Source organism: Pseudomonas sp. TH41 (genome assembly GCF_016650695.1).
GTDB lineage: Bacteria > Pseudomonadota > Gammaproteobacteria > Pseudomonadales > Pseudomonadaceae > Aquipseudomonas.
This window is the reverse complement of the sequence record NZ_JAEKFH010000003.1, coordinates 141,660-168,258: the sequence shown is the minus strand read 5'-3', so window position 1 is coordinate 168,258 and position 26,599 is coordinate 141,660. Positions and strand designations below refer to the sequence as shown.

Sequence of the window (26,599 nt, the reverse complement as noted above, 5' to 3'; positions counted from 1 at the left end):
AATTGATGAGTAGGGATGTATGCCAGCAAAAGTAGTGGTGGTAGGCAGCATTAACATGGACCTGGTGACTCGCGCGCCAAGGTTGCCGCGTGGTGGTGAAACGCTGATCGGCGAGTCGTTTGCGACGGTCCACGGAGGCAAGGGCGCGAATCAGGCGGTCGCCGCCGCAAGGTTGGGAGCGCAGGTGTCGATGGTCGGTTGCGTAGGCAGCGATGCCTACGGAGAAGAACTGCGGGGGGCGCTATTGGCCGAGCAGATCGATTGTCAGGCGGTCAGCATTGTTGAAGGCTCAAGCGGCGTGGCGTTGATCGTGGTCGATGACAACAGCCAGAACGCAATCGTGATCGTCGCCGGTGCCAACGGTGCGCTGACGTCAGAGGTCATCGACCGTTTTGACTCGGTATTGCAGGCCGCGGACGTGATGATCTGTCAGCAGGAAGTGCCGGATGCCACCGTTGGCTATGCGCTCGCGCGTGGCCGTGCACTGGGCAAGATCGTGATCCTCAATCCGGCACCGGCCAGTCGTCCGTTGCCGCCGGATTGGTATGCGTCCATCGATTACCTGATTCCTAACGAAAGCGAAGCCGCGGCCCTGAGCGGATTGCCAGTGGACTCTCTGGAAACCGCCGAAACTGCCGCGACTCGGTTGATCGGTATGGGTGCCTCCAAGGTCATCATTACCCTCGGCGCCCAAGGGTTGCTGTTTGCCAACGGCAAAAACTTCGAGCATTTCCCCGCGCCGACGGTGAAGGCTGTCGATACCACGGCAGCAGGCGACACCTTTGTCGGTGGTTTTGCCGCGGCCCTGGCGGCCGGTGAAAGCGAGGCCGAGGCAATCCGTTTCGGCCAGATCGCCGCCGCGCTGTCGGTCACCCGTGCTGGCGCGCAACCCTCGATTCCCACCTTGTCCGACGTACAGGCCTTTAAAGCACCATGAAAAAGACACCTTTGCTTAACATTGCCCTGTCGCGGCTGATCGCATCCCTTGGTCATGGCGACAATGTGGTGATCGGCGATGCCGGTCTGCCCGTGCCGCCAGGCGTTGAATTGATTGACCTGGCCCTGACTCACGGCATTCCCGATTTCGTCAGCACCTTGAAAGTCGTACTCAGCGAAATGCAGGTTGAAAGCCATGTGCTCGCCCGGGAGATCCTGGACAAAAAACCGCCGGCGTTGACGACGCTGGATGAGTTGGATGCCGAAGGCGTGCTGGGGCAGCGTGAGCTGCTGAGCCATGAGCAATTCAAAGTCCTCAGCCGACAGGCTCGGGCGATTATTCGTACCGGCGAATGCCAGCCGTATTGCAACATTGTGCTAGTGGCCGGGGTAACGTTTTAACGCTCTGTTGTCTCTCTGCTATTTCACGCACAAGGAGTGCGCCATGTACCGCTATGCTCAGAAATTGCACCACCTGCTCCGGAGCCTGCTGCTTTTGTCCCTGATTACTGCAACAAGCGCCCAAGCGGCGGAAAGAATCGACTTGATCATCGACACTGACCCAGGTGCCGACGACGTGGTTGCCTTGCTATTCGCCCTGGCATCGCCCGAAGAACTGAATATTCGCGCGCTGACCACCGTCGCCGGCAATGTTCGCCTGGACAAAACCTCGCGTAATGCGCGACTGGCTCGCGAGTGGGCAGGGCGCGAAGAGGTACCGGTTTATGCGGGCGCACCGAAGCCGCTGATGCGCACGCCCATCTATGCCGAGGACATTCATGGCAAGGAAGGTTTGTCGGGCGTCGCCGTCCACGAACCCAAGAAGGGCCTGGCCAAGGGGAATGCGGTCAATTACCTGATCGATACCTTGAAAGCGGCCAAGCCTCACAGCATCACTATCGCCATGCTGGGGCCACAGACCAACCTGGCCCTCGCGCTCATCCAGGAGCCTGAAATCGTTCAGGGCATCAAGGAAGTGGTCGTCATGGGGGGCGCGCACTTCAACGGTGGCAACATCACCCCCGTGGCCGAGTTCAACATGTTCGCTGACCCGCAGGCAGCAGAAGTGGTGCTCAAAAGTGGTGTGAAGCTGACCTACCTGCCGTTGGACGTGACCCACAAGATCCTTACCAGCGAGATGCGCCTGAAGCAAATTGCCGCACTGAACAACAATGCCAGCAAGCTGGTGGGCGATATTCTCAATGAATACATCAAGGGCGACATGGAGCACTACGGGCTTGCGGGTGGGCCTGTGCATGACGCCACGGTCATCGCTTATCTGCTGAAACCGGAGCTGTTCAGCGGTCGCTCGGTCAACGTAGTGGTTGATAGCCGCGAAGGCCCGACCTTTGGTCAAACCATTGTCGACTGGTATGACGGACTGAAGGCACCCAAAAATGCCTTCTGGGTTGAAAGCGGCGACGCCCAGGGTTTCTTTGATTTGTTGACCCAGCGTCTGGCTCGTCTGAAGTAATCTGCCAGCCCGCAGGTGCCAGCCTGCGGGTTTTACTCTCTCTCGGTATCCGCTGCACCTTTGAGCTCGGGCGGATATTTCTCGAATATCTGTTTGATGAATGTCTGAGCAGCTTCGGTTCCCAGTTCCTTGACCAATAGATCGATACCGATGATTGCCAACTCTTCCGGGCTGCCCGGGCTGTAAGAACTGTGGCCCTGTGACCACTTGACTGTGATGTTGGCGTCGATGCTTACGGTGGTCATGATGGCGCTCGTGCGGTCGGGAAAGTCTGAATGTCGAGTTAACCATTTTGCGCGATGTTTGGCACTCCGACTTAGGCATGAAGGGAGGGCTATGCGACACTTGGACTTTAACGATTTATCAAGGATCGCGCTGTGCAGATCGATTTGAACGCTCCTGACGGTTTAACGCTTGAGGCGGTGCGTCAGTTGCTGGCCTCCGCCAGCGACGATGAGCACACCCAATTGCGGGTGACCAAGGGCGGCATTGCCTATATATCATCAGGCATCGTCGGAGGGACCGATATCAATGGGCTGCTGTTTCGTCTGGAGACGTGGGCCAAGGGTTCCGGTTATGTAGGATTGGTCGCGGCCAGCGATGAGGTCTGGGTCATGCAGATCTTCAACGCACTGAAAGAGAACTGGCCGAATCCGCCGTTCGACTACATCGACGTCTATTGAGTGTTGTTCATATTCAGTCACGATTGAGTGATGAACGGCAGGCGATGCTCAGGCAAACTCGCCGCTTGTCCGGATCGAGGGCAGGGTGATGGCATTCACCTTGAAACCAAACACCGGATGGGTGGTCGCAAGATCTCAGCTTAACTATCGGAAAAAGGAGGCTTCATGCCTTGGAAGCTCGCGTCATTGGGTACTTTGTTCGCCGTCACTCTGCTGGCCGGTTGCAGCAGTACGACTTCTGAATCGGCAACAGACCCTGTTACGACGACTGACACTGGCCACAGCCGTTGTGAGGCAAAGGCAGCTGAATTCACCATTGGCAAAGCCGCTTCGCCAGAACTGCTGGAGCAGGCGCGTACCCGTGCAGGTGCGCAGAACGCGCGGTTCCTGATGCCAACCGACATGGTGACCCTGGAGTACCGCTCCGATCGCCTGAATTTGAACACCGATGCCAATCGGGTTGTCACCCGCGTTAACTGCGGCTGACTCCAGGCTTTTGTTTCACCCATAAAAAACCCCGTCACATGGACGGGGTTTTTTTAGTGCGCCTGGAAATTACTCTGGGCGAACTTGAGCAGCTTGCATACCCTTTTGGCCTTTCTCAGCCACGAAGGAAACGGTTTGGCCTTCTTTCAGGCTTTTGAAACCGTCGCTTTCGATAGCTTTGAAGTGTACGAACAGGTCGTCACCGCCACCTTGAGGAGTGATGAAGCCGAAGCCTTTTTCATCGTTGAACCATTTAACGGTGCCGGTTTGGCGATTAGACATGGTGTATCTCCAAGAAACATATATTTTCAGTAGTACTGTGCTGCTCAGGCCAACTGGGCACACCGGGGTATCATAGTCGAAATGTTCGCTTTGGGAGCCCCCCGGACGTGCTGTTTGCCCTGCAGTCACACTTTCTTTGTTGCTTGATGTGGCTGAAAGCCCCGTTTTATAACGCTTTCAGCCGAAAGTAAAGACGATAAAAAAAGCTGTAAAACCTGCATAAATTGTACGACAAAGCGGTTTTCGGAGGCTTTTCATCGGCTTGGAGGGCCTTCAAAGCATCCGGTAGGGCTTATTTTTTCGTGTTGGGAGCGGCTTTGCACGATGAGATTTGGCTGAGCGCTTTTTGTTTCAGCGCATCACTGGCAGTGCCGCTCATCAATGACTGAAGGTCGCTGGCCGGGTACGATTTGATCGCGTCGGCACCGCAAGCGCAGTGGGCTTTGGCCGCTGCTTCGCCGATCTGTTGCGCGGCTGCAGGAACGCATTGAGCCATGTACTTCTCGCGCTCACCCTTTGGCCATTCAGCGTGTGCGGCCAGTGGCAGCAGCAGAACGATAGGGGCGACTACTGCGAACAAACGATTCAGACGCATGCTGGGATGCTCCTTGTGGGTCAATGTATTGTTATCTGAGCGATGAAGCAGGGTTCAAGTTCAGCACTCTGGCATAAAAATAGCTGATTTACCCCAGCATAAAGCGCAGGTGCGTCGACGACCGTTCATCTGTGCTAGCATGCCTCGCTCGGGTGTTTGCAGGCTCCGGATGACCTTCAGTCCCGGTAGCGGCAGACGCACGAATAACCCTGATTTGAATCCCAGTCACTCTGGTTCGGTTTTCCGGTTGGCCGCAAGGCTCCTGCCGCTGTAAGGCAGGCGTTCGTTATTGAATGGCCTGGACCGGATCTTGTACTGGCTCATCCCAACCCACGTGACCTTTGGTAGGGGTCACCACTAGGAGAGGAGGCGCCATGCCAACTATTACTCTTCCCGACGGCAGTCAACGTTCATTCGATCACCCGGTTTCCGTAGCCGAGGTCGCCGCATCCATTGGTGCCGGTCTGGCCAAAGCCACCGTGGCCGGCAAGGTCAATGGCAAGCTGGTCGACGCCAGCGACATCATCGACAGCGATTCCACGCTGCAAATCATTACGCCAAAGGATGAAGAGGGGCTGGAGATCATTCGCCACTCTTGCGCCCACCTGGTTGGCCATGCGGTCAAGCAGCTGTACCCGACCGCCAAAATGGTCATTGGTCCGGTCATCGATGAAGGCTTCTATTACGACATCGCCTTCGAACGTCCTTTTACTCCGGACGACCTGGCGGCCATTGAACAGCGCATGCAACAGCTGATCGAAAAAGATTACGACGTGATCAAGAAAGTCACTCCGCGTGCCGAAGTGATCGAAGTGTTCAAGGCTCGCGGCGAAGACTACAAGTTGCGCCTGGTCGAAGACATGCCGAACGAGCAGGCCATGGGCCTGTACTATCACGAAGAATACGTCGACATGTGCCGTGGTCCGCACGTGCCGAACACTCGGTTCCTGAAATCCTTCAAACTGACCAAGTTGTCCGGCGCCTATTGGCGTGGCGATGCCAAAAACGAGCAGTTGCAGCGCGTTTATGGCACCGCATGGGCCGACAAGAAGCAGCTGGCGGCATACATCCAGCGCATCGAAGAAGCTGAAAAGCGCGATCACCGCAAGATCGGCAAGCGTCTGGGCCTGTTCCACACCCAGGAAGAGTCGCCGGGCATGGTGTTCTGGCACCCGAACGGCTGGACCCTGTACCAGGTGCTCGAGCAGTACATGCGCAAGGTTCAGCGCGACAACGGCTATCTGGAGATCAAGACTCCGCAGGTCGTTGACCGCAGCCTGTGGGAGAAATCCGGGCACTGGGCCAACTACGCCGACAACATGTTCACCACCCAGTCGGAAAACCGCGACTACGCCATCAAGCCGATGAACTGCCCTTGCCACGTGCAGGTATTCAATCAAGGCCTGAAGAGCTACCGCGAACTGCCGATGCGTCTGGCCGAGTTCGGTGCTTGCCACCGTAACGAGCCATCGGGCGCATTGCACGGCATCATGCGCGTGCGGGCATTTACCCAAGACGACGCCCACATCTTCTGCACCGAAGAGCAGATGCAGGCCGAATCCGCTGCGTTTATCAAGCTGACCATGGACGTTTATGCCGACTTCGGCTTTAAAGACGTCGAGATGAAGCTGTCCACTCGTCCGGAAAAACGCGTCGGTTCCGACGAGCTGTGGGATCGCGCCGAAGCTGCTTTGGCTGCAGCCCTTGATAGCGCTGGCCTGCCGTACGATTTGCAGCCGGGCGAGGGTGCGTTCTACGGTCCGAAGATCGAGTTCTCGCTGAAAGATTGCCTTGGCCGCGTCTGGCAGTGTGGTACCCTTCAGCTCGATTTTAACCTGCCTGTCCGTCTGGGAGCCGAATACGTCTCCGAAGACAACAGTCGCAAGCACCCGGTAATGTTGCACCGGGCGATCCTTGGATCCTTCGAGCGTTTCGTCGGAATCCTGATCGAGCACTACGAGGGTGCATTCCCTGCGTGGCTGGCTCCGACCCAGGCAGTGATCATGAATATCACTGATAAACAGGCTGATTTCGCCGCCGAGGTTGAAAAAACCCTCAACGAAAGCGGATTTCGTGCCAAGTCTGACTTGAGAAATGAAAAGATCGGCTTTAAAATCCGCGAGCATACTTTGCTCAAGGTTCCTTATCTCTTGGTTATCGGAGATCGGGAAGTCGAGATGCAGACTGTCGCTGTGCGTACTCGTGAAGGTGCTGACCTGGGCTCGATGCCCGTCGCCCAGTTCGCCGAGTTCCTCGCTCAAGCGGTTTCCCGGCGTGGTCGCCCAGATTCGGAGTAATTACTATTAAGCGTGAAATGAGACAAGATAAACGAGCTGCACCGAAGGCCCCGATCAACGAGAATATCTCGGCACGCGAGGTTCGGTTAATTGGGGCTGAAGGTGAACAGCTTGGGATTGTGTCAATTGAAGACGCGCTTCTTAAGGCTGAAGAGGCCAAACTGGATCTGGTGGAGATTTCCGCCGATGCAGTACCCCCTGTTTGCAAACTGATGGACTACGGCAAATCGATCTTCGAAAAGAAGAAGCAGATTGCCGCGGCCAAGAAAAACCAGAAGCAGATCCAGGTTAAAGAAATCAAGTTTCGTCCAGGGACGGAGGAAGGGGATTACCAGGTAAAACTGCGCAACCTGGTACGTTTCCTGAGTGATGGGGACAGGGCCAAGGTATCCTTGCGATTCCGCGGCCGTGAGATGGCCCACCAGGAGCTGGGGATGGAACTCCTCAAGCGAGTTGAAGGTGACTTGCTCGAGTACGGTTCGGTCGAACAGCATCCTAAGATGGAAGGACGCCAACTGATCATGGTCATCGCCCCGAAAAAGAAGAAGTAATCAATAGGGCACGGCAGGCCTTCTGATTATGTTTATCAACTGAATGCGGAGTATCCGAACATGCCAAAAATGAAAACTAAAAGTGGTGCTGCTAAGCGGTTTCTGAAAACTGCTAACGGTATCAAGCACAAGCACGCTTTCAAGAGCCACATCCTGACTAAAATGTCGACCAAGCGTAAGCGTCAACTGCGCGGTAGCAGCTTGCTGGCACCGTGTGACGTGGCAAAAGTCGAGCGCATGCTGCGCCTTCGTTAATTTAGTCAAGAATAGAGGAAGTAACTCATGGCTCGTGTAAAGCGTGGCGTCATTGCCCGTAAACGTCACAAAAAAATTCTGAAACTTGCTAAAGGCTACTACGGCGCTCGCTCGCGCGTATTCCGTGTTGCCAAGCAAGCGGTAATCAAGGCAGGCCAATACGCCTACCGTGACCGTCGTCAGAAAAAACGTCAGTTCCGCGCTCTGTGGATCGCTCGTATCAACGCTGGTGCACGTATCAACGGCCTGTCCTACAGCCGTTTCATCGCCGGCCTGAAAAAAGCGTCCATCGAGATCGACCGTAAGGTTCTGGCTGATCTGGCAGTGAACGAAAAAGCGGCGTTTGCTGCGATTGTCGAGAAAGCTAAAGCCACCTTGGCTTAAGTACCCCCGACAGTCACCCGGCCTCATCTCTGTGGGGCCAGGTGTTAAACGTCATAAATAGGGGAAGAGCCTTCAAGCTCTTCCCCTATTTTGTATCTGGAGTCTGTACATGGAAAACCTGGATGCGCTCGTCTCTCAAGCACTAGAGGCTGTGCAAAGCGCTGAAGATATCAATGCCCTGGAGCAAATCCGGGTTCACTACCTTGGCAAAAAGGGTGAATTGACTCAGGTGATGAAGACCCTGGGGAATTTGCCGGCAGAAGAGCGACCGCAAGTCGGTGCGCTGATCAACGTTGCCAAGGAGCGTGTCACAGAGGTTCTCAATGCCCGCAAGGCGCTGTTTGAAGAGGCCGACCTGGCCGCCAAACTGTCTGCCGAGTCCATTGACGTGACCCTGCCTGGCCGTGGCCAGACCTCGGGTGGTCTGCATCCGGTTACTCGTACTCTGGAACGTATCGAACAGTTCTTCACCCACATCGGCTACGGCATTGCCGAAGGCCCTGAGGTCGAAGACGATTACCACAACTTCGAAGCGCTCAACATCCCAGGCCACCACCCGGCCCGGTCGATGCATGACACCTTCTATTTCAATGCGAACATGCTGCTGCGCACCCATACCTCGCCGGTACAGGTCCGCACCATGGAATCGAAACAGCCGCCGATCCGCATCGTCTGCCCAGGCCGTGTGTACCGTAGCGACTCCGATATTACCCACTCGCCGATGTTCCACCAGGTCGAAGGCCTGCTGGTTGATCGCGACATCAATTTCGCCGACCTGAAAGGGACTATCGAAGAGTTCCTGCGGGTGTTCTTCGAAAAAGAACTGGCCGTGCGTTTTCGTCCTTCGTACTTCCCGTTCACCGAGCCATCCGCCGAAGTCGATATGGAATGCGTGATGTGCAGCGGTAAAGGCTGCCGCGTCTGCAAACAGACTGGCTGGCTGGAAGTCATGGGCTGCGGCATGGTTCACCCTAACGTGCTGCGTATGTCCGGGATCGACCCGGAAGAGTTTTCGGGCTTTGCCTTCGGCATGGGCGTTGAGCGTCTGGCCATGCTGCGTTACGGCGTGAACGACTTGCGTCTGTTCTTCGACAACGACTTGCGGTTCCTCGCGCAATTTCGCTAGTCGTAACGAATTCTTAGGAGAGCAGGATGAAATTCAGTGAACAATGGCTGCGTGGCTGGGTAAGCCCGCAGGTAAGTCGCGACGAGCTGGTTGCTCGTCTGTCGATGGCCGGTCTTGAGGTCGATAGCGTTACGCCGGCCGCCGGTGAATTCAGTGGTGTGGTCGTGGGCGAGGTGCTGAGCACCGAGCAGCACCCGGACGCTGACAAGCTGCGTGTGTGCCAGGTCAGCAATGGCTCGGAGACCTTCCAGGTGGTATGCGGCGCGCCTAACGTGCGCCCGGGCCTGAAGATCCCGTTCGCCATGATCGGTGCCGAGCTTCCAGGCGACTTCAAAATCAAGAAAGCCAAGCTGCGTGGCGTTGAGTCCAACGGCATGCTGTGCTCGCAAGTCGAGCTGCAAGTCGGTGAAGGCAACGATGGCCTGATGGAGCTGCCGGCCGATGCGCCGGTTGGTCAGGACATTCGCGAATACCTGAACCTGGACGACGCGAGCATCGAAGTCGACCTGACCCCGAACCGCGGCGACTGCCTGTCCCTAGCCGGTCTGGCTCGCGAAGTCGGCGCGCTGTACGCCGCCGAAGTCACCCGTCCGGTCGTTGCTACCGTTCCAGCGGCGCACGACGAAGTGCGTTCGATTGAAGTGCTGGCGCCAGCCGCTTGCCCGCGTTACCTGGGTCGTGTGATCCGTAACGTCGACCTGTCCAAACCTACGCCGCTGTGGATGGTCGAGCGCCTGCGTCGTGCTGACGTGCGCAGCATCGACGCGGCTGTCGACATCACCAACTACGTGATGCTAGAGCTGGGTCAACCGCTGCACGCTTTCGATCTCGCCGAAATTAATGGCGGCATCCGCGTGCGCATGGCCGAAGAAGGCGAGAAGCTGGTTCTGCTCGACGGCCAGGAAGTCAGCCTGCGTAGCGATACGCTAGTGATTGCCGACCACACCCGCGCCTTGGCAATTGCCGGCGTCATGGGGGGCGAGCACAGCGGCGTCAACACCGCGACCACTCGCGATATTTTCCTTGAAAGCGCGTTCTTCGATCAGATCGCCGTTGCGGGCAAGGCGCGTTCCTATGGCCTGCACACCGACGCTTCGCATCGCTACGAGCGTGGCGTTGACTGGCAACTGGCCCGCGAAGCCATGGAACGCGCCACTGGCCTGCTGCTGGAGATCACTGGCGGCGAAGCCGGCCCGATCATCGAAACCGTCAGCGAACAGCATCTGCCAAAGATCGCGCCGGTCACTCTGCGGGCGCAGCGCATTACCCAGATGTTGGGTATGGAAATGGATTCGGCCGAAGTCGAGCGTCTGCTCAACGCGTTGGGTCTGTCCGTTTCTGCCGACGGGGCAGGGCAATGGCGCGTCGAAGTGCCAAGCCACCGCTTTGATATCAGTCTGGAAGTCGACCTGATCGAAGAACTGGCCCGTCTATACGGTTACAACCGTCTGCCAGTTCGCTACCCACAAGCCCGTCTGGCGCCACAAGCCAAGGCTGAAGCCCGTAGCGATCTGCCTGAACTGCGTCGTCTGCTGGTGGCTCGTGGTTACCAGGAAGCGATCACCTACAGCTTCATCGATCCGAAACAATTCGAGTTGTTTAATCCTGGTGTTGAACCGCTGCTACTGGCCAACCCGATTTCGAACGACATGGCGGCTATGCGCTCGTCCTTGTGGCCGGGTCTGGTGAAGGCACTTCAGCACAACCTGAACCGTCAACAGGATCGCGTCCGTCTGTTCGAAAGCGGCCTGCGCTTCGTCGGTCAGTTGGAAGGCCTGAAGCAAGAGCCGATGATGGCGGGCGTTGTTTGCGGTAGCCGCCTGCCGGAAGGTTGGGCGCAAGGTCGCGATGTCGTGGATTTCTTCGACGTCAAAGCCGACGTGGAAGCGGTGCTGGGCTTCGCCGGTGCACTGGATTCGTTCACGTTTGTGCCCGGCAAACACCCTGCGTTGCACCCGGGTCAAACCGCACGCATCGAGCGTGAAGGCCGCTTGGTCGGTTTCGTCGGCGCAATCCACCCTGAATTATCGAAAACCCTCGGTCTCGACCGTCCGGTCTTCGTTTTCGAGCTGGTTCTGTCCGAAGTGGCGTTGGGCAAAATGCCTAAATTCCAGGAGTTATCGCGCTTTCCTGAAGTGCGTCGTGACCTGGCCCTGCTGGCCGATACAGGCGTTGCAGCCAGTGCCGTACTGGACGTAATCCGTGAAAATGCAGGCGAGTGGCTGACAGACCTCAGGCTATTTGACGTGTATCAGGGTAAAGGTATTGATCCGCATAGAAAAAGCCTTGCAGTTGGCTTGACCTGGCAGCATCCATCGCGCACTCTTAATGACGATGAGGTGAATACCACGACGCAAAACATCCTCACCTCGCTCGAACAAAGGTTGAACGCCACGTTAAGGAAGTGACGTATGGGGGCTCTGACGAAAGCTGAGATGGCGGAACGTCTGTATGAAGAGCTGGGCCTGAATAAACGGGAGGCCAAGGAATTGGTCGAACTGTTTTTTGAAGAAATCAGGCACGCTCTTGAAGACAACGAACAAGTCAAATTGTCCGGTTTCGGCAATTTCGACCTTCGGGACAAACGCCAGCGGCCTGGCCGCAATCCGAAAACGGGTGAAGAAATCCCGATCACGGCTCGCCGTGTGGTCACCTTTCGTCCAGGGCAGAAGTTGAAGGCCCGAGTTGAGGCTTATGCTGGAACCAAGTCATAACGACGAGCTACCCGTCATCCCAGGCAAACGCTACTTCACCATCGGTGAAGTCAGCGAGCTGTGTGCGGTAAAACCGCACGTGCTGCGCTACTGGGAGCAGGAGTTTCCTCAACTCAACCCCGTGAAACGCCGCGGAAACCGCCGGTATTATCAGCGACAAGACGTGCTGATGATCCGGCAGATCCGCGCGCTTCTTTACGATCAGGGGTTCACCATCGGCGGCGCACGCTTGCGTTTGTCCGGCGATGAAGCCAAAGACGACACCACCCAATACAAGCAAATGATTCGGCAGATGATCGCTGAATTGGAAGACGTGCTGGTTGTGCTCAAGAAATAAATTCCTGCTTTTAAATACTTCCAGTTTTCAAAAGCTTGCGATATATTCTTGAGCGTTCCTCGAGGAGAGGAACAGGTTTCACGCCTAGTCGGGGCGTAGCGCAGTCCGGTAGCGCACTAGCATGGGGTGCTAGGGGTCGAGTGTTCGAATCACTCCGTCCCGACCATATAATTCAAGGGGTTGCGAGATTTTATCTCGCGACCCCTTTTTATTTTCAGGGGCTTTTACCCCTACAAAACGACTGGCTCTGAGTGGAATTCTCACTGCTTTCCGAGTGAGCTGAAGTCACATCGAAATGGCCGAACATCCCGACCATTCACCGGAGCCCGATTCACTTGAGCTTGCGCCGGATGAAGTTGGCCGAGAAATTTTGCCGCGACTCGAGGAAAGCGACATCTGCCAAACGGTGTCAATCTGATGCTGTTTTTTATTGTGAATCTGAGCCTTTTTTTGGCTGGATCGGTACTTTATAAAGTGCGCGCCCGACGCACTAGTGGACAGTGATCGGCCGCCCACTATTTCAGGCTCTCTGAAGACCGGACGACCTCGAGAGTCTTCAGGAACCACCATGAATACTCGTCCTAGCTTTCACAGCAAGACACTCCCCGAGTCGCAACGTGACATTCTCGGTATGATCGCGACCGATCATCATCTCGGCGACATACTCTGCGCCATTTGCCAGATGCTCGACGCACAGGCCCCCGAAACCTTCTGCTCTATCCTGCTCACTGATGCCGAGGGCAGACACTTGCTGAGCGGCGCGGCGCCCGGCCTGCCGGCCGAGTACAGCGAGGCGATTCATGGAATGGCCATTGGTCCACAGGAAGGAACCTGCGGCACCGCAGCGTTCCGGCGCGAGCTAGTGGTCACCGAAGACATCGCTCGGGACCCAAACTGGGAGCGTTTCCGCAGCCTGGCGTTGGGGCATAACCTGCGTTCCTGCTGGTCGGTGCCTTTGCTCTCCCATCAAGGAAACGTGTTGGGTACATTTGCCCTGTACCAGAATCGCGCTCATGCGCCGGACGAGGCGCAGATTCAACGACTGGCCTTTGCAGCCCAACTGGCAGTCATTGCGATCCGCCATGAGCGCGACGGCCAACGTCTGGAGGAAAGCGAACAACGTTTTCGTTCATTGTTCACCTACAACCCCAACCCGGTGTTCGCCCTCGATCTGGTCGGCAACATCCAGAGTGTGAATCCAGCAGGCCTGAAGCTGAAACCGCACACTGCAACCAATTTCATTGGTCATCACTTTTCCCATCTGGTGCTCGAAGAAGACCTGGAACGGGTCAGTCAGCATTTTTCCGCAGCCCGCGCCGGAGCGCCTCAGCGCTTCGAGGCGCGGGTTCGCGACGAGAGTGAAAAACTGTTGACCATGGACATCTCTAACCTGCCGATCATGGTCAACGGAGAGATCGTCGGGGTATTTGGCATTGCCCGAGACATCAGCGAGCAGAAGCATTTCGAGCGCCAATTGAGCTTCAACGCCAGCCATGACCGGCTGACCGGTTTGCTTAACCGTGTTTCGCTTGAAGACCGGCTTATTCTGGATTGTCACATCAGTCGTCGGCGTAAGCGTCGTCTGGCGGTGATGTGCATTGATCTGGATGGATTCAAATCCATCAACGATTCGATCGGGCACTACTTCGGCGATCAGGTGCTGATTGAGGTGGCGCAGCGTATGACCCAGCAGGTTCGTCCCGGTGACACCATCGTGCGCATGGGCGGTGACGAATTCATCGTGCTGCTGCCGGACCTGCTGCGTGATGAGGACGTTGTACCGGTGACGGAGCGATTGATGGCCAGCATTGCCAGACCCTACTGCATCCAGGGCATTGACCTGCACGTGAGTGCAAGTGTCGGCATCACCCTGAGCGATGGTCACATCGAGCAGCCGATGCAGCTAATCCAGCAGGCTGACATGGCCATGTACAAAGCCAAGCAGCAAGGGCGCAACAACTTTCAATGGTACACCAGCGATCTTAATCAGCGCGTTTGCGAGCACGCGAGCCTGCGCAATGACCTGCAAAAGGCTATCGAAACACAGTCGTTCAAGTTGCATTATCAACCGCAGATAGAAGCGCACACGTGTCGGGTAGTCGGGATCGAAGCGTTGCTGCGCTGGGAGCATCCGGAAAAAGGATTTATCTCACCAGCGGTGTTTGTGCCGGTGGCAGAAGACAGTGGTCAGATCATCCCGCTGAGCCTTTGGGTACTCGATACGGCCTGCGCGCAGCTGCGCCAGCTAGGCGAGCAGGGCATCACGGGCATTTCGGTGGCCGTGAATATTTCGCCGATGCATTTTCAGCGTGGCAATTTCGTCCAGTGTGTCCAAGCCACCCTGGAGAAACATGGTCTCAGTGGTGAGCAGTTGGAGCTGGAGATCACCGAGTCGCTTCTGTTGCATAACGCTGAACAGGCGATCGACACGTTGCACCGGCTCAAGGCGTTGGGGGTGCGCATTGCTCTTGATGATTTCGGCACCGGTTTTTCCAGCCTCAGCTACCTCAAGCGGTTGCCCATCGACAAGATCAAGATTGACCGCTCGTTCATCCAGGAAATCACCACCGACCATCACGATGCAGCGATCACCCAAGGCATTATTTCCATGGCCCATCACCTCAGCCTGACGGTGGTCGCCGAAGGCGTGGAAACTGCGTCGCAGGTGGATTTCCTGAAGGGCAGTCGTTGCGATATTTTTCAGGGGTATTACTTTGCCAAACCGATGCCCTATGCAGAAATCGAAGCTTTCCTGAGCCATCCCGCGTCCCATCCCTGACCGGCAATTCTGTCTGGTCCCAGTCCTGAAAATCAGACGCTAAGGCAAATTTTCAGACCCCAACGCAGAACTCCCTCTCCCCAGGCAAGGCGCTCCCTGCGCCTTTCTCACACACTCGGCTCTAACGCTATCGCGCTGCATAACAACAAGAGCCGCGAAAAAAATGACTAGTTTCCAACCTGCTACCGAAAGCCAGACCGGCCACATCGGCGCCCGTCAGACCCGTGTCGAGGACGCTGCATTGTTGCGCGGCCTCGGCTGCTATGCCGATGACGCTGCGATCCCTCCGGGTACGCTACATGCGGCGATCATCCGTTCACCCCACGCTCATGCGCGGATCACCTCGGTGGACTTTTCCAGTGCGCTGCTGATGAAAGGCGTGCACGGCGTGCTGGTCGGCGAAGACGTCAAACGCTGGGCGCTGCCGTTCCCGGTGGGTGTACGTCAGCCAATGGAGCACTGGTGCGTCGCCGTGGACAAGGTGCGTTACGTCGGAGAGCCGGTGGCCGTGGTGATCGCTGAAAGCCGCTATCTGGCCGAGGACGCCATCGAGGGTGTGCGCGTTGAATACGAGCCGCTGCTCCCGATCATCGATCCCGAACTGGCCAGCGCCGAACAGGCGCCGATCCTGCACGAAGCTGTCGGCAGCAACGTGGTCAACGAACGGCGCTTTCGTTATGGCGAGCCGGAGCAGGCCTTCGAGCAGGCGCCGCACAAGGTCTCGCTCAAAGTGAAGTTTCCGCGCAGTTCCTGCACACCCATTGAATGCTATGTGGTGCTGGCTCAGTACGAGCGCGCCACCGGCATTTATGACGTGCTGGCCAATTTCCAGGGTCCCTATGCGTTGCACACGGTCATGGCCCGGGCACTGAATGTGCCAGGCAACCGCTTGCGTTTGCGCACACCGAAAGATTCCGGCGGCAGCTTTGGCATCAAGCAAGGGGTTTTCCCTTACGTGGTGATGATGGGCCTGGCGTCACGCAAGGTCGGTGCACCGGTGAAGTGGGTCGAGGACCGTCTGGAACATCTTCAGGGGGCCTCTTCGGCGACCAATCGGGTGACCGAAATTGAAGCGGCGGTAGAAGCAGATGGCCGCATCACCGCTTTGCGTTATGACCAGATCGACGATTGTGGTGCCTACCTGAGAGCGCCCGAACCGGCGACTTTCTACCGCATGCACGGCAACCTGACGGGTGCCTACGCGATCCGCAATTTGCAAGTGCGCAACCGAGTGGTGCTGACCAACAAAACCCCTTCCGGTCTGAACCGTGGTTTTGGTGGCCCGCAGGTGTATTTCGCCCTTGAGCGGCTGCTGCAACACATCGCCGTGCAGTTGAAGCTTGATCCGTTGGACGTGATCCGCCGCAACCTGGTGCCGGCCGATGCCTTCCCTTATCGCGCGGCCGCCGGTGCGTTGCTAGATTCCGGCAATTACCAGGCAGGCATTGCCTTGGCGGCGGCTGACGGTGGACTCGACGAGTTGCTCAAACGTCGTGATCAGGCGCGTGCCGAAGGCCGAATCTATGGCATTGGTTATGCCGCAGTCATCGAACCATCGATTTCCAACATGGGATACATCACAACCGCGATGACACCCGAAGAGCGGCGCAAGGCCGGTCCGAAAAACGGCGCTGTCGCAACTGCAACCATCAACGTCGGCCCGTTGGGTGACGTCAGTGTGCACGTGTCCTCGGCACCGCAAGGGCAGGGCCATCAAACCACTGTCGCTCAGGTCGTCGCCGAAGTGCTTGGGGTTGCGCTGGAATCCATCGTGGTTAACGTCGAGCTGGATACCCAGAAGGACGCTTGGTCGATTGCCTCTGGCAACTATTCCAGCCGCTTTGCCGGTGCTGTGGCCGGTGCCGTCTACAAGGCGGCGCTGAAGATCCGCGATCGCCTCGCCGCGATTGCCGCCGAGCAATTGCAGGCCAGCCCCGAAGATATTCGTTTCGCTGGTGGCAAGATTTTTGTGGTCAATGGCGGGGCGGTGGCGCCATTCCATCGGATTGCTGGTGCGACCCACTGGTCGCCGGGCCTGCTGCCGGAAGGTGAAAGTGGCGGTCTACGCGAAACCGCCTTCTGGAGCCCGCCGCAATTGGTGGCACCGGACGACCAGGATCAGGTCAATAGCTCGCTGTGCTACGGCTTTGTCTTCGACATCTGTGGTCTGGAAATCGACCGCATGACCGGCGAGATCCACATCGATCGTTATGTCACCTGCCATGACGCCGGCCGCCTGCTCAACCCGGCGCTGGTCGATGGACAGATTCGTGGTGGCTTCACCCAGGGCCTCGGCGCGGCGCTGATGGAAGAATTCGCCTATGGCGAGGACGGCAGCTTCCTCTCCGGGACCTTCGCCGATTATCTGGTGCCGACCGCACCGGAAGTGATCGAACCGGTGATCCTGCACATGGAAACGCCATCGCCATTCACCCCACTGGGCGCCAAGGGTGTGGGCGAGGGCAACAATATGAGCACGCCGGTATGCATCGCCAACGCGGTGGCCGACGCCCTCGGTCGCTCGGACATCCGTCTGCCTCTGACACCATCGAAAGTACGCACGCTGATCGGGATCGACGAGCCGCCACGGCCCGCCGGTATGGAGCCCGATGAAAACCTGGACGCAGCACCTGCCGGTGGACCGGCACTGCGGGCCAACGACTCGGTGGTGATTCCTGCTTCGCCGCAACAGGTCTTCGATACCTTGCTCGACCCGCAGACGCTGGCGGCGATCATTCCCGGTTGCCACGACCTCGTGCTTGAAGGCGAAAACCGTTACCGCGCAGACGTCACCGTCGGCGTCGGCATGATCCGTGCGCGCTTCGAGGCCAAGGTTGCCCTGAGTGATCTGGACCCGCCGCATTCATTGCGTCTGTCCGGTTCCGGCAGCAGCTCGATGGGTTCGGCCCAGGGTCAGGCCAAGGTGCGTTTCGTCGAACTGGAAAATGGCCACACACGTCTGGAATACCAATACCAGGTGGCGGTCAGCGGCAAAGTCGCGGCGGTCGGCGGCCGAATGTTGCAAGGGGCCTCGAAAGTGATCATCGGACAAATATTTACTCGCCTGTCGCAACGGATCAGCGGCCAAGCCATCTCCACCGGCTGGTGGACGCGATTGCGTGCCTCGCTTGGCGCGCTGTTTGGTAAGGGAGGTGCTCAATGAAACCGGCTGCTTTCGATTACGTTCGGGCTGACACCCGTCGTCAGGTGGTTGAGTTGCTCGCCGAGTACGGCCAGGAAGCTCGCATCATCGCCGGTGGCCAATCGCTGATGGCGGTGCTGAACATGCGCCTGGCTCAACCCAAGTTGCTGATCGATATTAATCATGTGGCTGAGCTGGCCTATATCGAACTGCGCAAGGATTGCCTGGCGGTAGGTGCCGGGGTACGACAGGCGCAGTTGCTGGCGCGTTCGACCCTGATGGACGAGGTGCCTTTATTGGCACTGGCGATGCCCTGGATCGGTCACTTCCAGACGCGTAATCGCGGCACAGTCTGCGGTTCGGTGGCTCACGCCGACCCCAGCGCCGAGTTGCCGCTGTGCCTGGTGACGCTGGGCGGCGAGATCGTTCTCGAGTCGAAAAAAGGCAAGCGCATCGTTAAGGCTACCGACTTCTTCCAAGGCATTCTCACCACCGACAAGCGTGCAGATGAACTGGTCGTCGAGGTGCGTTTTCCGCTCAAGCGCGAAGGCATCACCTATCGCTTCCGTGAAATCGCCATGCGCCACGGCGACTTTGCAATTGTCTCCCTGGCCGCGGCCATCGGCACGGACCAGGTCGAACTTGGCATCGGCGGGGTCGCCGACCGTCCGCAACGTCGCAGCCTGCCTCGTGGTGCGGCGTTACCAGACGCGCTCAATCAAACCGCCTGGTCGCTCGATGCACAAGACGACGTGCAGGCCAGCGCTGCCTATCGCCGCCAACTGATTCGCGAGCTGGGTCATCAGCTGATCGAAGGAGCCTGAACATGCGTGTAAACGCCGAACAAACCTTTGCAATTCGCCTGGAACTCAATGGCCGCTCCCGCGAAGCGCTGGCCGAACCGCGGACCCAACTCTGCGACTTCCTGCGCCACGACCTCGGTGCCACCGGTGTCCATGTCGGTTGCGAACACGGTGTCTGCGGTGCCTGCACGGTGCTGGTGGACGGGGTCGCCATGCGTTCCTGCCTGATGCTCGCGGTACAGGGGCACGAGCGGTGTATCGAGACCGTCGAGTCCCTGGCCGACGACGACACACTGAGCGACCTGCAACAAGCCTTTCGCCGTCATCACGCCTTGCAGTGCGGCTTTTGCACTGCGGGCATTCTCATGTCCTGCGTGGATTTCCTCGAACGGGTACCCAACCCGGACGAGACCCAGGTACGCGACATGCTTTCGGGGCATCTATGTCGCTGCACGGGCTACACCGGCATCGTCCAGGCCGTGCTCGAAGTAGCTGCCCAGCGCCAAACGAACAAAGGGGTATAACAATAATGTTCGATCTCGGACGCAGCTTCCTCGCTGCCGTTGAACGCAGACCGCACGCCGTGGCGGTCAGTGACGGTGCGTTGAAGAAAACCTATGAAGACTGGTTCGTCGATATCCAGAGCGCCGCTTGGGGCTTGCAATGCCTTGGGCTGCAACGCGGCGATCGACTGCTGGTAGCGATGCAAAACCGCTGGCAGATGGCGACCCTGCATTGGGCCTGTCAGTTTGCGGGCGTCGTCATGACCCCGTTGAACTGGCGTTCGACTGCCGATGAGCTGGGCTACTGCATCGAAGATGCGCAAATCCGCGCACTGGCTTACGACGACGCGACCGTGGCCGCGGTGGCCGGTTGCAGCGCCGCCACAAGGCTGCCACGGATCGCCGTCGGTATCCGTGCCGCCGACACCGACCTGAGTTTTGAGGAACTGTGTTCACAGACCCCCTCCGAAATCATTTTTCAGGCAGACGCCGAAGACTTTTCACTGCTGCTATACACCTCCGGAACCACCAGCAAGCCCAAGGGCGTGCCCCGTCGGCACCGTTGCGAACGCGCCGCGGCGGTTGCCCACGTAGCGCAAAACCTCTACCGCCAGAGCGAGTGCACGCTGGGTGTCATGCCGCTTTACCACACCATGGGCGTGCGTTCGTTGCTGTCCATGGCGCTGATCGACGGGCATTTCGTCTGTGTGCCGAAGTTCGATGTGGAAGCCACGCTTCAGGCCATCGAGCGGGAAAAGGTCAGCAACCTGTACCTGGTGCCGACGCTCTACCACATGCTCATCGAACACCCGGCCTTTGCCCGAGAGCGAGTAGCCAGTGTGGAGAAAATCGGCTTTGCCGGCGCGCCGATGAGCGACGGCTTGATGCGTCGCGTCGAGCAGGCGTTCCAGCCGCAATTGTTCGTCAATCATTACGGCAGCTCGGAGATTTACACCTTCACCATCGACCAGCAAGCCAACCGCAAACCCGGTTCGTCAGGGCGCAGTGCAATGAACCAGCGAGTGCGCGTGGTGCCGATCGATGCTGAAACGGTGGACGTGCAGGTCAACCCATTGGAGGAGGGCCAGATCATCGCCGACCTGGCGAGTGACGAGGCGTTCGAAGGCTACCTGAACCGCCCCGAAGCAACCGCCAAGGCGTTGCGTGACGGATGGTATTTCACCGGTGACATCGGCTACTTCGATCTGGAAGGCGATCTGTTCGTCACGGGTCGTGTCGATGACTTGATCATCACCGGCGGCGAAAACGTCAGCCCGGCGGAAATCGAAAACATGCTCTCTCTGCACCCGGCAGTGGAAGAAGTGGTGGTGGTCGGTCTGCCTGACGAGCAGTGGGGCAAGATCATTGCAGCGTTTATCAAGCTGCGCGCCGAGGTCTCGGAATGCGACCTCGATGCCCATTGCATCGCTTCGGGCCTGGCCAAATTCAAGCGGCCACGGCGCTACCAGTTCATCGATCAGATTCCCAAATCTCCAGTTGGCAAGGTGCTGCGGCGCGTGCTGCTGGCCCAATTTCAGGAACAGGCCTTGAAGGCCATCAGCTAATCATCCAGAGGACAGTCCCATGCAACAACAAGCGATCCAGCAATTTCTCGACACTCAGTTCGATGGCTTCCAGGTTGAAGTCGATGTGTCCCGCGAGCGCGCTGACATCATCCTCAACCGAGCACCGTTGAACGTCATTTCCATGGGGCAGCGCGATCAACTGCGCCTGGTCTTCGAAGCCCTCGATGCACACAAAGATGTGCGCGTCATCGTGCTGCGCTCGGTGGGTGAACACTTCTCCAGCGGCGGCGACATCAAGGGCTTCCTCGAAGCGTCGCCGGAACACGTTTCGAAGCTGGCCTGGAACGTCGCGGCACCGGCACGTTGCGAAAAACCGGTGATCGTTGCCAACCGTGGTTACACCTTCGGCGTCGGTTTCGAACTGTCCCTGGCCTGCGATTTCCGCATTGCTTCGCAAACCACTCGCTACGCCTTGCCTGAGCAGAACCTGGGTCAGATCCCGGGCTCGGGTGGCTCCGCACGCCTGCAGAAAATTATCGGCATCACCCGCACCAAGCACATGGTGATGCGCGCTAAACGTATCACGGGCGACCAGGCCTATGCCTGGGGTATCGCTACCGAGGTCGTGCCGGATACCGAACTGGAAAGCACCGTCGATGCGTTGGTCGATGAACTGCGGCGCTTCTCGCCGCTGGCTCAGCGCACGGCGAAAAAACTGATCAACGACAACGAAGATGCGCCGCTGACCGTCGCGATCGAAATGGAAGGTCACTGCTACAGCCGTCTGCGTAGCTCCAAGGACTTCAAGGAAGGTGTCGAAGCGTTTCACAGCAAGCGTGCGGCAGTGTTCACCGGCGAGTAAATGCGTACCGGCGAGCAGGCCCGGGAGCATGTCGGTAACGGCGTGCGCCCCTACGGAGCAGGGCCTGCCGCCCCTTCAATGCAACTGATAGGGCACATATATCACCGCTGTCCGCTGATTACCCGCAACCCGCGCACCGGGATGCAGAACGTTTCGATTCACCGTTTGTGTGAGGCAACCATGACCACGACAACAACAATAACTGCATCACCAACCAGCGCCGCTATCGATACACCGCAGATTCCACCGGGCAAGGCCTTGCTTGCGGCATTTGCCTCGACATTCGGCTGGGCGCTGGATTTGTTTGACCTGTTCATTCTGCTCTATGTGGCGCCGATCATCGGCCGCATGTTCTTCCCCTCGGACACCCCGACACTCTCGCTGGCCGCCGTGTATGCTTCGTTCGCCGTGGCCTTGCTGGTGCGTCCGCTGGGCTCGGCGATCTTCGGCGCGTATGCCGATAAACACGGCCGCAAGCGTGCGTTGATGGTGTCGATGGTCGGCGTCGGTATTTCTACGGCACTGTTTGGCGCGTTGCCGACCATTCACCAGGTCGGGGTGTTGGCCCCGATACTGTTTTTGGTATTGCGGGTGATTCAGGGCGTTTTCGTTGGCGGCATCGTCGCCTCCACTCACACCATCGGCACCGAATCCATCTCGCCGCGCTATCGCGGATTGATGTCCGGGTTGATCGGTGGGGCTGGCGCCGGCATGGGCGCGCTGTTGGCGTCAGTCACTTATCTGGTGTTGTCGGAGATCTTTCCCGGGGAAGAATTTGACGTCTGGGGCTGGCGCTTCATGTTCTTCTGCGGCCTGCTCAGCACGTTTTTCGGTCTGGTGATGTTCCGTTACCTGGAAGAAACCCCGGTCTGGCAGCAACTGCAACAAGCCCGCAAAACCAAGGGGCCGGCAATAGTGGTCGTGTCGCCACTCAAGCGTCTGTTTGGTCGCGAGTACCGCGGCGTGATGATGGTCAATCTGCTGATTACGTTCGGAGGCGGTGCCACGTATTACCTGGCCTGCGGTTATCTGCCGACATTGCTCAACGTGGTCGCTAAAGTGCCCCATACGCAGACTTCGCAGATGCTCATGTACGGGTCGGTGGCAACAATTGTCGGAGCATTGGCCTTCGGTTACCTGAGTGACCTGATCGGTCGCAAGAAGACCTTCATGCTGCTGGGTGTGATCAACCTGGTGAGCCTGCCCATGATGTTCCTTGGTGTCGCCGAACCGGGTTCGCTGACCCGCACTGCGCTGTATTGCGTGGGCATAGGCTTCATGGGCGGGGCGATCATCGCGCCGATTCTGATCTTCCTCAATGAACGCTTTGCCACCGAGCTGCGAGCCAGCGGCACCGGGTTGTCCTGGAACATCGGTTTCGCCCTCGGCGGAACCATGCCGACCTTTGTGTCCCTGGTCAGCAGCAGCCCGGCGCAGATCCCCATGGTGCTGGCGATTTTCGCCGCCGTTCTGTCGGTGATCTACCTGATCGGTAGCGTGGTGATTCCGGAAACCCAAGGCAATTTCAAATAAAGGCGGGGAGGCGCTCCAGGAATTCGCAGATTAGCTGCAAGGTCCGCTCGGTCGCTTCGGTCTGGGGAAAGTGCCGGCAGTTATCCAGCAACACACAGCGGCACGGCCCAGGCACCTGTCGCTGGATGACCACCAGTTGCTCGGGCGTGGCGTAGTGGTCTTCGCGACCCTGAATGACCAGCAGCGGCCTTTCGATATAAGCCAACTGCGCTTCGAGATCGTCCAAGGAAAAGTCCGGGTGCAACCAGCTGTCGCTCCAACCGTGAAAAGCGCCGTCGACATTGGCCCCATGGTGGCGTGCCAGGCGTTCGCGCAATTCGCCCTGATGCCAAACTTCAGTGGTATGGCGAATGCCATCGAGGCTCTCGGTCTCGACAATCACGTGAGGCGCCAGTGCAATGCTGCCCAACACGCGTGGATCGTTGGCAGCGGCATAGGCGAGGACGATGGATGCGCCATCACTGTGACCGAGCAAGACCACTTGCGGCAGTTGCAAGGCATCGAGCAATTGCCGCAGTTCACGAGGGCCGTCGCTGCTCAGGTAGTTCAGCGGACGCGGCAGGGTTACCGGGCTCGATTGCCCGTAACCCTGACGGCTGTAAGTGACCACACCGTAACCGCTGGCCTGGGCCAGGCGCAGGGGGAAGTCTTTCCATTGGTCGGCGCTGCCGAGGCCTTCGTGCAACAGCACAAGCGTCGGTCGCGATGAGTCAGACGGAGGCAGTTGGCGATATTCCAGGCGCAGCGGCCCAAGTTGCAAAAATTGTTGTGGCGACATGTTGAATCAACGATTGAACAAGATTGCTCGCAGGTTACCGTAAACGTAACCCTGCATGCAGCACCACGCTTTGCTTGAGGTACAGAAAACATGCGTCATCTCGATGTTCAGGTGATCGACCAGGCACTGCAATGGGCTCGCACCGGGCAGGCCCAGTGGCTGTGCACGGTGCTCTCCACCTATGGCTCGGCGCCGCGTGCGCCGGGTGCGATGCTGGTGGCCAATGGCACGGGCGAACACGTCGGCTCGCTGTCGGGTGGCTGCGTCGAAGAGGAGTTTCTCGAAAGTCTGGCGCGCGGTGAATTACGCGAACCGGCACAGATCGTCAGTTATGGCGACAGCGTCGAACAACGCCACCGTCTACGATTGCCCTGTGGCGGCGTGCTGACCGTGCTGGTCGAGCACCGCGCTGCCAGTCTCGAATGGATCGCGCACCTGGAGAGTCTGCAAGCGGCGTTACTGGGTCAGCGCCGTCTGCTGCGTCACGTCGAGCTGAGCAGTGGTGCCTTGCGCCTGGACGCAGACACCGGACACGGCACCGAGCGGGTGCAAGTCGTCGACGAGACGGTGCGCATCAGTGTTGGCCCTGCGTTGCGACTGATTCTGGCCGGGCTGTCGCCGGTCGCGGAAGTCTGCGCCAGTTTCGCTCGCGCCATCGGCTGCGAAGTCATCGCCTGCGACCCCCGGGAAGAGATGCTGCATGTCCAGCTCGAAGGCGTGGAGATGCAACGCTTGCTGCCCTCGATGTTCATCGCCGCCGGTGGTTGCCATGCGGCGACCGCGGTGGTGGCGCTGACTCACGATCCGCGAATCGATGATCTGGCGCTGATGGAAGCGGTGCACACTCCGGCGTTTTACATCGGCGCCATGGGGTCTCAGGCAACCTCGGCCAAGCGCGCCGAGCGGCTCAAGCGCATCGGTGGTCTGACAGATGAACAGATTGCCCGTTTGCACATGCCCATCGGCCTCAATCTGGGCAGCAAGGCCCCGGCGGAAATCGCTCTGGCGGTGGTGGCCGATATCCTGCGCGTTTATCACGGGAAAGAACGCCATGCCTTGTAAGGCGGTTTATCCGATGAGCGTGGGGGCTGCGAAAGTCGAGGTAGACGCTCGGTCATTCGCGCGCGATAGTGGCCAGCCAAGTGCTGCTGAAACATTGAGTGATCGCCGGGGTTCAGAAACAGATAGACGCCGCGATGATCCTTCATTGTGGTCGGTAACAATATCGCTTCAAGCGAGCGGAGGAATCTGATGTCGATTGCCCAACGGGTTTTCCACGGCAGGTTTGGCCGGGTCGCCTTGCTGAATATGGATCGTTCACTGGTCACCCACACCCATTCCGAATGCCATGTGCTGGTCAAAGTGTCCGGCGAAGACACTTACTTCAGCGTCAACGGTCGGCGGGTTCCGCTCAGCGATCGCACGGCGGTATTGGTCAACGCTTGGGAGCCGCATTTCTACGATCCGCAGCCGGGTGCCGGTGCCACCGTAATCCTGGCGCTCTACATCGAGCCCGCCTGGCTGGCCACTGCCCAGCAGTCGCTGGCGCTCAGCGGTCGGCCGGACTTTTTTGCCCAGTCGTGCATCGAGCTGTCGAGTCGTAATCGCACCTTGGCCGACATCCTGGTCGCCGAAGCGCATGGCTGCGGGATCGTGCCGAAAGAACGCATGGAATTCATGCTGTTCGACTTCCTGATCGAACTGATCGAGGACTTTTCCAGCTGGCGGCATTTGTCGCTACTGGGTGCGCCGAACTCAGCTGAGTTCCGGGACGCGCGCGTGCGCCGTGGCACCGCCTGGTTGCTTGAGCACCTCGATGATCCGAACCCGATCGACAATGCTGCGCGGGCTTGTGGTCTGTCTCGGGCGCACTTCTTTGCGCTATTCAAGAAAGATACCGGCATGACGCCGACCTTGTTGCTTAACGACGCGCGCATGCGCCGGGCTTTTGCCTGGCTTGAGCGTGAGCGCAGTGGGACGTTGGGCCTGTTGTCGGAGAACCTCGGGTTCTCCGAGCAAGGTCATTTCACACGGTTTTTCCGTCAACACATCGGAGCTTCTCCCAGCCAATATCGGCGTGTAGTGGATTGTTATGCGGCGGTTTGAACCGAGAGGAGGGCGGGGGGTATTGGGCAACCCTCCTGCTGATAAAGTTAGTCTTTCATCTTGAAAGCTGGCGGCCTGTGCAGGCTACGAAAGTTGTAGAGTCTGCTAATCGTCCAGAAAGTCATAAATCTCTTTCATGCGTTCTTCGCGCATCAACTCAAGTTCTTCCTTAGTGTCGGCTACCCACTGCAGAGTGAAGTCCCAGCAATCGCAGTCGTGAGCGTCCGCTTCTGCTTCAAATGCTTCTTGCAGAAATTTAAGGCGATATTCTTCTGGCGAAAGCCCGCAGTTTTCAGCGAGGCTGTAGTTCAGCTCGCTGAGTTCAAGTTGGATCCATAAGTTGGCGGCCAGGAATTTCTTCAGGGCGAGTTCGGCCCTAAGTTCTTTTGCGATCATGAATGCGCTCTTGTGTCATAAATAAGTAGCCGTTTGTTCGAGGTCGGCCCA

27 protein-coding genes and 1 tRNA gene are annotated in these 26,599 nt (G+C 58.2%); 23 read left to right on the top strand and 5 right to left on the bottom strand.

Features of this window, described 5'->3' with window-relative positions:
* Window positions 1-19: 19 nt before the first annotated feature.
* The 3 genes from rbsK to JFU37_RS03480 are packed head-to-tail and all read left to right on the top strand — an operon-like array spanning window position 20 to window position 2,410.
* The gene (gene rbsK / locus JFU37_RS03490; protein WP_201112939.1) at window positions 20-937 is read left to right on the top strand and encodes a ribokinase; all 918 of its coding nucleotides are present in this window, start codon (window positions 20-22) and stop codon (window positions 935-937) included.
* Entirely contained in the window at window positions 934-1,338 is a 405-nt protein-coding gene (gene rbsD, locus JFU37_RS03485; RefSeq protein WP_201112935.1) for a D-ribose pyranase, read from the top strand. The genes rbsK and rbsD overlap by 4 nt, the downstream gene beginning before the upstream one ends.
* 43 nt (window positions 1,339-1,381) lie before the next feature.
* Window positions 1,382-2,410: a nucleoside hydrolase gene (locus JFU37_RS03480; protein ID WP_201112931.1), complete on the top strand. Its 1,029-nt coding sequence runs from the start codon at window positions 1,382-1,384 to the stop codon at window positions 2,408-2,410.
* A 32-nt stretch (window positions 2,411-2,442) separates the two neighbouring features.
* Here JFU37_RS03480 and JFU37_RS03475 read toward each other — a convergent pair whose 3' ends face one another.
* Window positions 2,443-2,655: a hypothetical protein gene (locus tag JFU37_RS03475; protein ID WP_201112929.1), complete on the bottom strand. Its 213-nt coding sequence runs from the start codon at window positions 2,653-2,655 to the stop codon at window positions 2,443-2,445.
* Window positions 2,656-2,787: 132 nt separating this feature from the next.
* Between JFU37_RS03475 and JFU37_RS03470 the strand changes: the two genes are divergently transcribed.
* Window positions 2,788-3,093: a hypothetical protein gene (locus JFU37_RS03470; RefSeq protein WP_201112927.1), complete on the top strand. Its 306-nt coding sequence runs from the start codon at window positions 2,788-2,790 to the stop codon at window positions 3,091-3,093.
* 165 nt (window positions 3,094-3,258) lie between these two features.
* A complete protein-coding gene (locus tag JFU37_RS03465) occupies window positions 3,259-3,579 on the top strand; it encodes an I78 family peptidase inhibitor (RefSeq protein WP_201112925.1) in 321 nt (106 codons plus the stop codon).
* A 69-nt stretch (window positions 3,580-3,648) separates the two neighbouring features.
* Here the strand turns inward: JFU37_RS03465 and JFU37_RS03460 are convergent, their stop codons facing one another.
* Complete coding sequence (locus tag JFU37_RS03460) at window positions 3,649-3,861, bottom strand: cold-shock protein (RefSeq protein WP_003179963.1); 213 nt, start codon at window positions 3,859-3,861, stop codon at window positions 3,649-3,651.
* 292 nt (window positions 3,862-4,153) lie between these two features.
* Entirely contained in the window at window positions 4,154-4,456 is a 303-nt protein-coding gene (locus tag JFU37_RS03455) for a hypothetical protein (protein ID WP_201112923.1), read from the bottom strand.
* 374 nt (window positions 4,457-4,830) lie between these two features.
* On the opposite strand from JFU37_RS03455, the gene thrS reads away from it, so the two are divergent.
* The 16 genes from thrS to JFU37_RS03375 all read left to right on the top strand — a co-directional run bounded on the left by thrS (window position 4,831) and on the right by JFU37_RS03375 (window position 23,268).
* Window positions 4,831-6,753 (top strand): threonine--tRNA ligase, encoded by a 1,923-nt coding sequence (gene thrS, locus JFU37_RS03450; protein ID WP_010455934.1) that lies wholly within the window; start codon window positions 4,831-4,833, stop codon window positions 6,751-6,753.
* Window positions 6,753-7,304 (top strand): translation initiation factor IF-3, encoded by a 552-nt coding sequence (gene infC / locus JFU37_RS03445; protein ID WP_169857083.1) that lies wholly within the window; start codon window positions 6,753-6,755, stop codon window positions 7,302-7,304. The genes thrS and infC overlap by 1 nt, the downstream gene beginning before the upstream one ends.
* Before the next feature lie 60 nt (window positions 7,305-7,364).
* On the top strand, window positions 7,365-7,559 hold the full coding sequence (gene rpmI, locus JFU37_RS03440; protein WP_008145659.1) for a 50S ribosomal protein L35: 195 nt from the start codon (window positions 7,365-7,367) through the stop codon (window positions 7,557-7,559).
* A gap of 27 nt (window positions 7,560-7,586) precedes the next feature.
* Window positions 7,587-7,943 (top strand): 50S ribosomal protein L20, encoded by a 357-nt coding sequence (rplT, locus tag JFU37_RS03435; protein WP_007905879.1) that lies wholly within the window; start codon window positions 7,587-7,589, stop codon window positions 7,941-7,943.
* Window positions 7,944-8,052: 109 nt separating this feature from the next.
* A complete protein-coding gene (gene pheS / locus JFU37_RS03430; RefSeq protein WP_007905876.1) occupies window positions 8,053-9,069 on the top strand; it encodes a phenylalanine--tRNA ligase subunit alpha in 1,017 nt (338 codons plus the stop codon).
* A 26-nt stretch (window positions 9,070-9,095) separates the two neighbouring features.
* The gene (gene pheT / locus JFU37_RS03425; RefSeq protein WP_201112921.1) at window positions 9,096-11,477 is read left to right on the top strand and encodes a phenylalanine--tRNA ligase subunit beta; all 2,382 of its coding nucleotides are present in this window, start codon (window positions 9,096-9,098) and stop codon (window positions 11,475-11,477) included.
* Window positions 11,478-11,480: 3 nt separating this feature from the next.
* Window positions 11,481-11,783 carry an integration host factor subunit alpha gene (ihfA, locus tag JFU37_RS03420; RefSeq protein WP_002553164.1) on the top strand — a complete coding sequence of 101 codons (303 nt, stop codon included), beginning with the start codon at window positions 11,481-11,483 and terminating at the stop codon, window positions 11,781-11,783.
* Window positions 11,764-12,120 carry a MerR family transcriptional regulator gene (locus JFU37_RS03415; RefSeq protein WP_003179985.1) on the top strand — a complete coding sequence of 119 codons (357 nt, stop codon included), beginning with the start codon at window positions 11,764-11,766 and terminating at the stop codon, window positions 12,118-12,120. The genes ihfA and JFU37_RS03415 overlap by 20 nt, the downstream gene beginning before the upstream one ends.
* Before the next feature lie 89 nt (window positions 12,121-12,209).
* Window positions 12,210-12,286: transfer RNA gene (locus JFU37_RS03410), tRNA-Pro, on the top strand.
* Between the two features lie 402 nt (window positions 12,287-12,688).
* Window positions 12,689-14,899: a putative bifunctional diguanylate cyclase/phosphodiesterase gene (locus JFU37_RS03405; protein ID WP_201112919.1), complete on the top strand. Its 2,211-nt coding sequence runs from the start codon at window positions 12,689-12,691 to the stop codon at window positions 14,897-14,899.
* Between the two features lie 163 nt (window positions 14,900-15,062).
* A complete protein-coding gene (locus tag JFU37_RS03400; RefSeq protein ID WP_201112917.1) occupies window positions 15,063-18,062 on the top strand; it encodes a xanthine dehydrogenase family protein molybdopterin-binding subunit in 3,000 nt (999 codons plus the stop codon).
* Window positions 18,059-18,865: an FAD binding domain-containing protein gene (locus JFU37_RS03395; protein WP_201112907.1), complete on the top strand. Its 807-nt coding sequence runs from the start codon at window positions 18,059-18,061 to the stop codon at window positions 18,863-18,865. Before JFU37_RS03400 ends, JFU37_RS03395 begins: the two co-directional genes overlap by 4 nt.
* A 2-nt stretch (window positions 18,866-18,867) precedes the next feature.
* Complete coding sequence (locus tag JFU37_RS03390) at window positions 18,868-19,368, top strand: (2Fe-2S)-binding protein (protein ID WP_201112906.1); 501 nt, start codon at window positions 18,868-18,870, stop codon at window positions 19,366-19,368.
* 5 nt (window positions 19,369-19,373) lie between these two features.
* Window positions 19,374-20,912, top strand: a complete 1,539-nt coding sequence (locus tag JFU37_RS03385) for an AMP-binding protein (RefSeq protein ID WP_201112904.1) — start codon at window positions 19,374-19,376, stop codon at window positions 20,910-20,912.
* Window positions 20,913-20,931: 19 nt separating this feature from the next.
* Window positions 20,932-21,735, top strand: a complete 804-nt coding sequence (locus JFU37_RS03380; RefSeq protein WP_201112902.1) for an enoyl-CoA hydratase/isomerase family protein — start codon at window positions 20,932-20,934, stop codon at window positions 21,733-21,735.
* Between the two features lie 180 nt (window positions 21,736-21,915).
* On the top strand, window positions 21,916-23,268 hold the full coding sequence (locus tag JFU37_RS03375) for an MFS transporter (protein ID WP_201116392.1): 1,353 nt from the start codon (window positions 21,916-21,918) through the stop codon (window positions 23,266-23,268).
* On the opposite strand, the gene JFU37_RS03370 is transcribed toward JFU37_RS03375, so the two are convergent.
* Complete coding sequence (locus JFU37_RS03370) at window positions 23,261-24,046, bottom strand: alpha/beta fold hydrolase (RefSeq protein ID WP_201112900.1); 786 nt, start codon at window positions 24,044-24,046, stop codon at window positions 23,261-23,263. The genes JFU37_RS03375 and JFU37_RS03370 overlap by 8 nt on opposite strands.
* A gap of 90 nt (window positions 24,047-24,136) precedes the next feature.
* On the opposite strand from JFU37_RS03370, the gene JFU37_RS03365 reads away from it, so the two are divergent.
* Together JFU37_RS03365 and JFU37_RS03360 are read left to right on the top strand one after the other, a co-directional pair.
* Window positions 24,137-25,108: an XdhC family protein gene (locus tag JFU37_RS03365; protein WP_201112898.1), complete on the top strand. Its 972-nt coding sequence runs from the start codon at window positions 24,137-24,139 to the stop codon at window positions 25,106-25,108.
* A 189-nt stretch (window positions 25,109-25,297) separates the two neighbouring features.
* Window positions 25,298-26,152 carry a helix-turn-helix transcriptional regulator gene (locus JFU37_RS03360; protein ID WP_201112896.1) on the top strand — a complete coding sequence of 285 codons (855 nt, stop codon included), beginning with the start codon at window positions 25,298-25,300 and terminating at the stop codon, window positions 26,150-26,152.
* A gap of 105 nt (window positions 26,153-26,257) precedes the next feature.
* Here JFU37_RS03360 and JFU37_RS03355 read toward each other — a convergent pair whose 3' ends face one another.
* Complete coding sequence (locus tag JFU37_RS03355; protein ID WP_201112894.1) at window positions 26,258-26,548, bottom strand: DUF6388 family protein; 291 nt, start codon at window positions 26,546-26,548, stop codon at window positions 26,258-26,260.
* Between the last annotated feature and the right edge of the window lie 51 nt (window positions 26,549-26,599).

Bases quoted from the DNA above. Each gene is read 5' to 3' on its own strand.
- rbsK (WP_201112939.1), top strand. From the start codon at position 20: ATGCCAGCAAAAGTAGTGGTGGTAGGCAGCATTAACATGGACCTGGTG.
- rbsD (WP_201112935.1), top strand. From the start codon at position 934: ATGAAAAAGACACCTTTGCTTAACATTGCCCTGTCGCGGCTGATCGCA.
- JFU37_RS03480 (WP_201112931.1), top strand. From the start codon at position 1,382: ATGTACCGCTATGCTCAGAAATTGCACCACCTGCTCCGGAGCCTGCTG.
- JFU37_RS03475 (WP_201112929.1), bottom strand. From the start codon at position 2,655: ATGACCACCGTAAGCATCGACGCCAACATCACAGTCAAGTGGTCACAG.
- JFU37_RS03465 (WP_201112925.1), top strand. From the start codon at position 3,259: ATGCCTTGGAAGCTCGCGTCATTGGGTACTTTGTTCGCCGTCACTCTG.
- JFU37_RS03460 (WP_003179963.1), bottom strand. From the start codon at position 3,861: ATGTCTAATCGCCAAACCGGCACCGTTAAATGGTTCAACGATGAAAAA.
- JFU37_RS03455 (WP_201112923.1), bottom strand. From the start codon at position 4,456: ATGCGTCTGAATCGTTTGTTCGCAGTAGTCGCCCCTATCGTTCTGCTG.
- thrS (WP_010455934.1), top strand. From the start codon at position 4,831: ATGCCAACTATTACTCTTCCCGACGGCAGTCAACGTTCATTCGATCAC.
- rpmI (WP_008145659.1), top strand. From the start codon at position 7,365: ATGCCAAAAATGAAAACTAAAAGTGGTGCTGCTAAGCGGTTTCTGAAA.
- rplT (WP_007905879.1), top strand. From the start codon at position 7,587: ATGGCTCGTGTAAAGCGTGGCGTCATTGCCCGTAAACGTCACAAAAAA.
- pheS (WP_007905876.1), top strand. From the start codon at position 8,053: ATGGAAAACCTGGATGCGCTCGTCTCTCAAGCACTAGAGGCTGTGCAA.
- pheT (WP_201112921.1), top strand. From the start codon at position 9,096: ATGAAATTCAGTGAACAATGGCTGCGTGGCTGGGTAAGCCCGCAGGTA.
- ihfA (WP_002553164.1), top strand. From the start codon at position 11,481: ATGGGGGCTCTGACGAAAGCTGAGATGGCGGAACGTCTGTATGAAGAG.
- JFU37_RS03415 (WP_003179985.1), top strand. From the start codon at position 11,764: ATGCTGGAACCAAGTCATAACGACGAGCTACCCGTCATCCCAGGCAAA.
- JFU37_RS03405 (WP_201112919.1), top strand. From the start codon at position 12,689: ATGAATACTCGTCCTAGCTTTCACAGCAAGACACTCCCCGAGTCGCAA.
- JFU37_RS03400 (WP_201112917.1), top strand. From the start codon at position 15,063: ATGACTAGTTTCCAACCTGCTACCGAAAGCCAGACCGGCCACATCGGC.
- JFU37_RS03395 (WP_201112907.1), top strand. From the start codon at position 18,059: ATGAAACCGGCTGCTTTCGATTACGTTCGGGCTGACACCCGTCGTCAG.
- JFU37_RS03390 (WP_201112906.1), top strand. From the start codon at position 18,868: ATGCGTGTAAACGCCGAACAAACCTTTGCAATTCGCCTGGAACTCAAT.
- JFU37_RS03385 (WP_201112904.1), top strand. From the start codon at position 19,374: ATGTTCGATCTCGGACGCAGCTTCCTCGCTGCCGTTGAACGCAGACCG.
- JFU37_RS03380 (WP_201112902.1), top strand. From the start codon at position 20,932: ATGCAACAACAAGCGATCCAGCAATTTCTCGACACTCAGTTCGATGGC.
- JFU37_RS03375 (WP_201116392.1), top strand. From the start codon at position 21,916: ATGACCACGACAACAACAATAACTGCATCACCAACCAGCGCCGCTATC.
- JFU37_RS03370 (WP_201112900.1), bottom strand. From the start codon at position 24,046: ATGTCGCCACAACAATTTTTGCAACTTGGGCCGCTGCGCCTGGAATAT.
- JFU37_RS03365 (WP_201112898.1), top strand. From the start codon at position 24,137: ATGCGTCATCTCGATGTTCAGGTGATCGACCAGGCACTGCAATGGGCT.
- JFU37_RS03360 (WP_201112896.1), top strand. From the start codon at position 25,298: ATGTCGATTGCCCAACGGGTTTTCCACGGCAGGTTTGGCCGGGTCGCC.
- JFU37_RS03355 (WP_201112894.1), bottom strand. From the start codon at position 26,548: ATGATCGCAAAAGAACTTAGGGCCGAACTCGCCCTGAAGAAATTCCTG.